The organism is Paenibacillus sp. 1781tsa1, assembly GCF_024159265.1.
GTDB lineage: Bacteria > Bacillota > Bacilli > Paenibacillales > Paenibacillaceae > Paenibacillus.
This window is the reverse complement of record NZ_JAMYWY010000001.1, coordinates 6,105,623-6,115,132: the sequence shown is the minus strand read 5'-3', so window position 1 is coordinate 6,115,132 and position 9,510 is coordinate 6,105,623. Positions and strand designations below refer to the sequence as shown.

The window sequence follows — 9,510 nt, the reverse complement described above, 5'->3', positions numbered from 1 at the left end:
GTAACGAGTCCTAGTTAGATTGGAGAGCAGCAAAACATGAACAGTAATGTAGAGAGAATCTACCCTTTGACGTCCATGCAGGAAGGCATGCTGTACCATAAACTTGTGGAAGACGCTTCAACCAGCTATGTGGTGCAAAATATGGTCCGAATGAAGGGATCGCTTGATCTCGATAAAGTGGAAGCTTGCCTGATGCTGCTTACACGCAAACACGCTGTATTAAGAACATCCATCTTCTATCGCAAGATCAGACAACCGAGACAGATTGTACTGAAAGAACGTGCCCTGGAGCTTTCGTTTATGGATATCAGTGATTGTAGTTTAGAGGAACAGCAGATCCGTCAGAAGGGTTGGAAGAGGGATGACCTGAACAGAGGGTTTGACCTTGAGAAAGATCCGCTGATGAGAGTTACCGTGATGAAGCTAAGCGAGTCCGAGTTCAAAATGTTGTGGAGTTTTCACCATATCATTATGGATGGCTGGTGCATGTCCATCATTGTTAAGGACTTCATGGCAAGTTATAACGCGATTAATCAGGGAAGAGCAATAAGCGACTTGACTGCCGAAGCTGAGGAAATGTCTAGGTTAAGTACCCAATATGAAGATTATGTAAAATGGTTGTCCGTACAAAATAAAAATAAGGCCATGGAGTATTGGACGCGATTGCTGGATGACTATGACTTACAGACGGGGTTCCATGCTTCTCGGCAACCAGAGAGAACACTGAAACAAGTGGACGTATGTCGACTGGATCTTGGTAAAGAAAACAGTCAGGCGGTTGCCCGCCTTGCTTCACGTCTGAATGTTACTGTCAATACGATTGTTGAAACCGCGTGGGGAGTACTGCTTCAGGCATATAACGGCACTGATGATGCGGTCTTTGGCAAAGTGGTATCAGGAAGAAATGCAAATCTGTCAGGTATTGAAGAAACAGTGGGATTATTCATCAACACCGTACCCGTTCGCGTTCAGTGTCCAGAAGGACAACTGATGACAGAGGTGATTCGGCGTGTTCAGGAACAAGCGATTGAAACGGGGCAATATGATTATTGTCCATTAACAGAAATACAGGATCAGAGCCTGCTTAAAGGTCGATTAATCCAGACGCTGGTGGCGTTTGAAAACTATCATTCCGACTTGGACTCTAGCAATATGGACGGTATTACAATGGAGATTGAAAGTCTTGAAGAGCAGACCAGTTATCCGGTCTCACTAGTAGTTTATCTGGATGACCTGCTTCAGATGGAACTCATGTATGATCCCAATCAGTTTATCCGCAGCGAGATGGAACAAGTCATGCGAGTACTTCAGATGATCCTGATTGGTATGGCCGAAAATGCTGAACGTAAAAAGTGGGAATTCAGTCTGCTTTCACCCGAAGAAGAACAGCAGATATTGTATGCATTCAATGATACACATCGGGCTTATCCTTCCGAACAAACGATTCATGGGTTGTTTGAAGAACAGGTGAGAGCGACACCGGATGCTCTCGCCGTCATCTGCCCGCAGGGGTCCATGACCTATAGCGAGCTGGATCAAGCGGCGAACCGGATTCGGGAGGCGCTCCGTCAGCAAGGGGTTCAGCCGGGCGAACGGGTCGGCATGCTGGGACAGAAGAGCATCTACACGATCGCGGGTCTGCTCGGGATTCTGAAGAGTGGTTGCGGATATGTGCCGCTCAGCAGCGAAGATCCGCCTGCCCGGCTGCAGTTCATGCTGGACGACGGCGGGATTGGCACGGTGCTGCACAGCGAGGCTTATCGTGATATCTTGACCGCTCCCGGCCTGGATACAGACCGGTTCCAGCGGGTTGAACTGGAGCAAGCCTGCGCGAATGGGGCGGTGGACTTCGGCTTCCGGGATAGGGGGCCGGTCCATGCCCATGAAGAGCTGGTAGCGGATGAAGCGGATGTTCGTCCAGAACCGGATGCGGCCAGTATCGCCTATGTGATCTATACCTCGGGGACGACGGGACAGCCCAAAGGGGTGATGGTGGAGCATCGGAATGTCGTCCGTTTGGTGCGAAATACGACCTATGTGCAGTTGGAGGGCGTACGGATGCTGCAAACGGGGGCGCTGAGCTTTGATGCGTCTACCTTCGAAATCTGGGGCGCCCTGCTGAACGGCGGCCGGCTGGTGCTGGCGGAGCAGGAGACCGTCACCGATGGCGAACGTTTGGCTCAGGTGATTCAGGAACAGGACATCCAGATGATGTGGATGACTGCCCAGCTGTTCAACCACCTTACCGATACCTATCTGGATGCTTTTCAAGGCTTGGTCCATGTGTTGGTCGGCGGAGAAACGTTGTCGGCCAAACATGTCCAGCAGGTACGAACGCGGTATCCGCAACTTCGCCTGACCAACGGGTACGGTCCGACGGAGAATACGACCTTTTCCCTCACGTACGAGATCCATACGGTCGAGGCCAACATTCCGATTGGTCAGCCGATCAGCCACAGCACCGCCTATATCATGCAAGGGCAACAGCTGTGTGGCATCGGCATGCCGGGTGAATTGGTGGTTGGTGGTGACGGGGTGGCACGCGGTTATCTGAATCTGCCGGCCTTGACGAAGGAGCGGTTTGGACCGGATCCGTATCTCCCGGGAGGGCGTGTGTACCGGACCGGAGATTTGGCCCGCTGGCGGCCGGACGGCACTGTCGAATATCTGGGCCGGCTGGACGAGCAAGTGAAGATTCGGGGCTACCGCATCGAACTGGGAGAGATTGAGCGAGCCCTTCGTGACCTGCCGGGGCTGGACGATGCCGTAGTGCTGGCCCGCGAAGATATGCCCGGGGAGAAGGAGCTTTGTGCGTATGTGGTGCCCACAGCAATCACCGGATGGGATGCCGCTGAAGGTCGTCAGCAGCTGAGGGCGCGGCTGCCCGTGTACATGCTGCCGGCAGATTGGGTGGTGCTGGAACGGCTGCCGATGACACGCAACGGCAAACTGGACCGGCGGGCCTTGCCTGCCCCGGATCGGAATGAGCGACACACGCTACGCGTGGCCCCGCGGAATGAGACCGAAGCGGAGGTCGTGGCGGTATTTCAGGAGGTGCTGGGCCTGGAGGAGGTTGGGATTCATGACCACTTCTTCGAACGTGGTGGACATTCGCTGCGTGCGATCCGGGCAGTGAATCAACTTGAAACCCGGACGGGGATGCGGTTACCCCTGCGGAGCCTGTTCGAACATCCGACCGCTGCGGCGCTGAGTATGTGCTTGGGCGGCGGTGCGGAAGCGGCTTATGAACCGCTGCCACGGGCCCCACTGCAGGAGACCTACCCGATGTCATCCGCCCAGCAACGGCTGTTTGTGATCCAGCAGATGGACCCAGCGAGTACGGTGTACAATATGCCGGGACGTCTGGATCTGCCGGGTTCTCTGGACCTGGCGCGGCTCCAACACGCGCTGCAGACCTTGGTGCAGCGCCATGAAAGCCTGCGAACCAGCTTCCATCTGGAGGCGGGGCAGGCTGTACAGCGGATTCATCCGGAGGTATCCGTGGCGATCGAATACCGCGACTGGAAGGAAGAGCCGGGTTCCGCCAGTGCTTCGGAGGTGGAGAACAATGAAGCTGTGCAGGAGGCGCTGTTGACGCAGTTCGTTCGACCGTTTGATGTGGGGAAGGCCCCGCTGCTGCGGCTGAACGTGGTGAAGACCGGAGCTGAAGAGCACGCCTTGTTGTTTGATATGCACCATCTGATCTCGGATGGGACCACCATGAATATCATGACCCGGGAATTGTCCCAATTGTATGCGGGGGAGAGCCTTCCACCGGTGATGGTGCAATACAAGGATTACAGCGAATGGTTGCGAGTGCAGGACCGGGAAGCGGCGCGTGCGTATTGGGTTGGAGAGTTTGCCGGTGAGCTGCCCATCCTGGATTTGCCGCTGGACTATCCGCGGCCGCAGATGCAGCGTTTCCGGGGCGGAGTGGTTTCAGTGGAACTGGGGGCGGACCTGCGCAGCCGGGTGCAGCGGCTGTGCCGTCAGACAGGAGCAACGGAATACATGGTGCTGCTGTCCGGGTTGATGATTCTGCTCAGTCAATACAGCCGCCAAGCGGATATTATTGTGGGCAGTCCGGTATCTGGACGCGTGCATCCGGATACGGAGTCCACAGTAGGACTGTTCGTGAACACCCTGGCTCTGCGAGGGAGGCCGGAAAGTTCGAAGCGTTATCTCGATTTTCTGCACGAGATTAAGGAAACCAGCCTGAAAGCACTGGAACACCAGACATATCCATTCGAAGAACTGGTGGAACAGGTGCAGGTCCAGCGCGATTTGTCCCGCAATCCGCTTTTTGACGTCATGTTTATCTTGCAGAATCAAGGGCAGGAGAACCTGATGGTTGATCATGTGCTTTCGAAGGAGCGAGATGAAGACCTGCAGAGCGTCAAGTTTGATTTAACTTTGAACATGAGTTTCTCTGCTGAAGGATATCTAGTCCAGTGGGAATTCGTTAGGGATCTGTTTGCAGAAGAGACGATCCAGCGGATGTCCGTTCACTATCAGCGCATCCTTCATGTATTGACTGAATGGCCCGAACAACCATTAGGACAGATGAGTCTGATGACACCGGAGGAATGCGCCGCAATGGTCGCTGATTTCAACCCGGCTCCTGTGCCGTATCCTTCGGAACAACCTGTTCATATCCAATTTGAGGAACGTGTTCGACTTACGCCTGAACGTATTGCACTTATATATAAGGAAGAGGAAATGACTTACGGTGATCTGAATCGCAGAGTTAATCAATTGGCCAGATCCATTCAGGATGCGACTAGTGAGCAGAACGAATTTGTGGGCATTCTGGTAAGCCGAAATATGGAGATGATCATCTCCATATTGGCTGTACTGAAGGCGGGTGCGGCTTATCTTCCGATTGATCCGGAATATCCGGCTGATCGAATAATGTACATGATGGAAGACAGTGGTGCTCGTGTTCTTTTAACTGAACCTGCTTATCGCTCTGCCTATCTTGGAGAATTCCAGGGCCATATGATTGATGTAACTTCAGCCTCCAATTATGGGGCGGATTGCACAAATCTCGAAATCCAGGTCGGGTCCGGGGACCGTGCGTATCTCATCTATACATCTGGTTCTACTGGCAAGCCGAAAGGTGTCGTGCTGGAACAACGTTCCGTCAGTAACCTGATCGCAGGGATGGACCAGATCATTCCGTTTCATGAGCGTCGAACCATATTGAATGTGACCAATATTTCATTTGATATTTTTGTGATTGAATCCATCGTTGCCCTAATCAAGGGACTGCGTATCGTCATTACAGACGAAAATGAACAGAAGAACCCGTTTGCGCTTCGAGCTTTAATTGAACAACATGCCGTCGATCTTATTCAGACGACACCTTCCAGAATGAAGATGATGCTTGAAGGCATGAACGACTACTCCGCGTTTCGGCAGGTGAAGGATATTATTTTAGCAGGTGAACCTTTGCCTGATCACTTGGCGGAGAACATTCTCAAACACATGAACTGTAGATTACTCAATATGTATGGTCCAACGGAAACAACGGTATACGCTACAGTGAAAGAGATCCAACTTGGGGAGCGGATCAGCATTGGAAAGCCTACACCCAACACAAGACTCTATATTATGAACGAGCAACGTCAGATGCTTCCTGCTGGGGTGCAGGGAGAATTGTTCATCAGCGGAGCAGGTGTGGCTCAAGGTTATTGGAACCGCCCGGATTTAAATCAACAAAAATTCATCTCGGACCCTTACGTTCCAGGAGCCAAGATGTACGCTACAGGTGACTTGGCCCGATGGCTGCCGAATGGCGATGTAGAGTATCTCGGCAGGCTTGATGATCAGGTCAAAATACGCGGATATCGAATGGAGCTTGGTGAGATTGAAGCAGCTATTCGCAGACAAGCCATGATTGACGATGCCGCTGTCATGGCCCGTACCGATCATGTGGGAGAACGATACATCTGTGCTTATGTGGTTACAAAAGCCAACGAGCCGTTGGACTCGGATCAATTCAAAGCTTTACTTCGACAAGAATTACCCGACTTTATGGTCCCTCCGTTTATCGTCAAACTGGATCGATTGCCTGTGAACCAGAACGGAAAGTTGGATCGCCATACTCTTCCCGAACCCGAACGTAAGACAAGCCGGGTACACGTTGCACCTCGTAATGAAACAGAAGAGTTGCTGGTTCAAGCTTTTCAGGATGTTTTGGGTGCCGCTGCAGTCGGAATAGACGATAATTTCTTCGAACTGGGAGGAGATTCGATTAAGGCCATTCGGATCATATCCAAAGCGAGGGAACAGGGAATTGTCATTGAAAACCGTATGCTGCTTCAGCATGGCGATATTCGGACGCTCAGCAGTATGCTGGAGATCGCATCCATTAGCCAGATGCAGCAGTATCAAGTGGAGGTAGAGGGTCCGGTCCAGTTAACCCCGATCCAAAAGGAGTTTTGGGAATGGAATCTGGCGGAGCCCGCTCATTTTAATCAGGCTGTCTTGATGCATTCATTGGAAAGACTGCACGATCAATATGTTGATGCAGCCCTGAGCCAACTGGTAATCCACCATGATGCTTTGCGTACCGTTTTTGAAACGGGCCAATTGCCAAGAGTTCGTCCTGTTACGGAAGGTTCAGGGCATGAGTTGGAGATTTATGAATATGCTGGCATGGCTGAAAACCAATTGGCAAGCTTGATTGAACAGAGCTGCAATCAGATTCAGCAAAGCATGGACTTGCATGCCGGTCCACTGATGAAGGCAGCCATCTTCCATACATCCAATGGCTCCCATATGTTCATCTGTATTCATCATCTGGTTGTCGACGGGGTATCATGGCGTATCTTGCTGGAGGATTTCAACTCCCTATACTTCGGTAGTCTAGCCGGTGAACGTGTGGAATTGCCAGCCAAGACGGCATCCATGCAGCTCTGGTCAGAACAATTGACAGCCTACGCGGCAAGTCATCACTTGAAAAGGGAAGTTCCATTCTGGAGCGACCTGATACAACAGATTAAGCAGGCGGAGGAGCTAGCTCCTGAAGGTCAGGAAGCAAATGCTTCTTCCATCAAGGTTTTAAATGAACAGGTTGAACTTACTGCAGAGCAAACCTACACCTTGGTACATGAATGCAGCAAGGCATACAACACGGAGATTAATGATCTGCTGCTTGTTTCTCTCGGCATGGCAATGAGAAATGGCTTTGGCAAGGAACGTATGGCCGTTGAACTGGAAAGTCACGGTAGACATCCGATTCACGTCGAGATCCTGACGGACCGTACAGTTGGATGGTTCACGAATATGTATCCAATTTTGCTGGAAGCTGAGCATGGTGCAGATATAGGGACCATTATTGCATCTACCAAAGATCAATTAAGAAAAGTACCTAATGGCGGGCTTGGTTATGGGTTACTCAAACACATGGACGAACCTGAGGTTTTTCTGAATGCAGAAGATTTGAATGTTCAAGTAAGTTTCAACTATCTGGGAGATATGGATCAGGAAGCAGGAGCTTTCACATTCTCCCGATTAAGCTCAGGCCTCATGAATGCAGCAGAAAATGTGATCCCCAAGCTGCTGACAATTGACGGTCTGATCGAAGGCGGGCAGTTGAAATTCACAGTTGGTTATGACTGTAATGCGTTGAGACAGGAAGCCATCCGGCATTTCTGTACATGCTTCCAAGCGGCTCTGATCGAAGTCATGAATCATTGTTCCGGCAGCAATGAGACCCGGTACACGCTCACGGACTATGGAGATGAACTGGAATGGGATGAGAGTGAGCTGGAGGGTGTGTTGCAGTTATATAACGGAGGTGAGGAGCATTAAGACTACTACGCTTAAACATTATTTATTTAAGAACAAACATCTGTTTGTTGGAGCTATTGTCCTGTCTTTAATTATAGCTGCGATGAACGTGGGGCTCGCCTTTATCCTCAAAATTCTGATTGACACCGGGGTATCCGGGGGGACAGGTGAATTAGTTCGAATGATGTGGATTACCGGAGGGCTTCTTGCCCTCTATCTTCTTCTCAATGTGGCCCATTATCATTTGAAAAACAAATATATTACCCGAGCCCTTTTTGGTTATAAGGATGCCATCCTACAAAGGATCATTCAAAAGGATCTGGCTGATTTTCGCAAAAAGAATACAGGTAGTTATATCTCTGTGATTAACAATGACGTGAAAACCATTGAAGTTGATTATGTTGGTGGAAATCTGATTATCATCTCTCAGATTGCATTGTTCATTATGGGGCTGTCAGCCATGTTCTATCTAAACGCGGCCATAGCAATCGTGGTCATCGTACTGAGCATTTTGCCCATTTTGGCAACGGTTTGTTTCAACGGAAAGGTAGAGCGAAGTCAGACAGAAGTATCTCATCGTAACGAAGGATTTACGACCTCCATCAAGGATATATTCAATGGCTTTACCGTAATTAAAAGCTTTGGGGTTGAGCGGGAGGTAGCCAAAGCTCTCTCTGTCATGAACGGTGAGCTGGAAGGCAAAAAAAGAAAGCTGTATGATGTCCAGGGCCTGATTCAGACGCTCACAGAAGTGACCGGATTTATCATGTTTATCGGAACGATCGCTTTCGGGGTGCTGCTGGCTATTCAGGGCAACATTACCGTTGGTGAGGTGATGGCATACATTCAATTGATCAATTATATGCTTGGCCCCATTATCATTCTCTCGGAAGCTGTGAACAAGCGAAAAGCAGGGGCTGTGCTCATCGACAAGATCGACAGTATGATGCTGAATACCGAAGAGAAGGAGCAAGGGCTTGCGATGGAACGTTTTAACAACAAAATTACATTTGAGAACGTGTCTTATTCGTTTGATGGTGAGAAGAATGTATTGTCCGATTTGAATTTTGTTATTGATAAAAACAAATCTTACGCAGTCGTCGGGCTAAGCGGGAGCGGTAAATCTACCCTGCTAAATCTGCTGATGGGATATTACGATGCTTACCAGGGCTCTATCCAGTTTGATGATGTTGAACTTAAATCCATTGCTCCTGCGAGCCTTTACGAGAATGTATCCGTCATTCAGCAAGAGGTATTTATGTTTGATGCTCCGTTGAAGAGCAACATTCTGTTATATAAGGATTATTCCGAGGAACGTTTGGCGAAGGCTATCTCCATGTCCGGATTGAACGAGTTCATTGAGCGGAGAGGGGCAGATTTCGATTGTGGGGAGAACGGTATTCATCTATCGGGCGGAGAAAAGCAACGTGTATCCATTGCACGGGCATTGATCAAGGATACGCCCGTACTTCTTCTGGATGAAGCGACTTCATCACTCGATAACGAAACATCACGTGCCATTGAGAATTCGATTCTGAAACTGGAGAACACAACGAGGGTCGTGGTCACCCACAAGTTGAATGCCACAACGCTGGTCATGTATGACGAAATTCTGATGATGAAAAACGGGCGTTTGGTGGAGAAAGGTTCCTTTGAAGAACTTTTGGAAAAACAAGGCGTATTCTACTCCTTGTACAATGTTACGTTCTAATC

2 protein-coding genes are annotated in these 9,510 nt (G+C 50.0%); both read left to right on the top strand.

What is annotated here, in order from left to right; genetic code table 11:
* The first annotated feature begins 36 nt into the window (after nucleotides 1-36).
* Nucleotides 37-7,818, top strand: a complete 7,782-nt coding sequence (locus NKT06_RS27485) for a non-ribosomal peptide synthetase (RefSeq protein ID WP_253441081.1) — start codon at nucleotides 37-39, stop codon at nucleotides 7,816-7,818.
* Nucleotides 7,805-9,508, top strand: a complete 1,704-nt coding sequence (locus tag NKT06_RS27480) for an ABC transporter ATP-binding protein (RefSeq protein WP_253441079.1) — start codon at nucleotides 7,805-7,807, stop codon at nucleotides 9,506-9,508. The genes NKT06_RS27485 and NKT06_RS27480 overlap by 14 nt, the downstream gene beginning before the upstream one ends.
* Nucleotides 9,509-9,510 lie beyond the last annotated feature (2 nt).